The 529-nt window shown below is 35.9% G+C and carries 1 protein-coding gene; it reads right to left on the bottom strand.

Translation table 11 applies throughout. From position 1 onward, the window contains the following. Positions 1-2: 2 nt before the first annotated feature. Positions 3-529 (bottom strand): phage terminase large subunit family protein (locus N1032_RS27670; protein WP_259543940.1); only part of this gene is annotated, 527 nt, incomplete at its 5' end.

The raw sequence follows: 529 nt of genomic DNA, 5'->3' as shown, positions 1-529 counted from the left end.
AATTAAAAATTGGTGTTTTCCCATGTAATCGTTTCAAATCCTTCCAAACGTGAATTATTTAAATCGTAACATTTGTAAACTTCATCACCACGCATAGCGATTAGTGAAAGTATTGAATAACGACTAGCATCAATACAATGATCAGAACCAGCGTACCCAATTGATTTAGTAACCTCATTATATTTATAAGAATATGAGCGCATTTCTCTGAACCATTGCCACAGGTGTTTATTAACTTTCAGCTTTCCATTCTTAAATAAGTAATTCATTTCAATCAAACCACGTTCAATATCGTTATAGCGTTCAGTTGTAGATAGGCCATAACGTTTAACATTTAGTTGATTGTCTACAGGGTTTCTAAATGATTCAGGACGGACGTTATAGCCCATACGCTGTAAGATTTTACCTTGTGTCTCTGGTGATTTACCCTTAGCACTTTCATCATGGGGAACTATAATAGGAGCACCCCGAAACTGATGATTGATAAGTAGCTTAGATACTGCTTCTGCGTCTCTAGGTTCACCATCAA

This window comes from Herbiconiux daphne (assembly GCF_024979295.1).
Taxonomy (GTDB): Bacteria; Actinomycetota; Actinomycetes; order Actinomycetales; family Microbacteriaceae; genus Herbiconiux; species Herbiconiux daphnes.
Note: the sequence above shows the minus strand (reverse complement) of the source record. Positions and strands in the feature narration are given on the sequence as shown.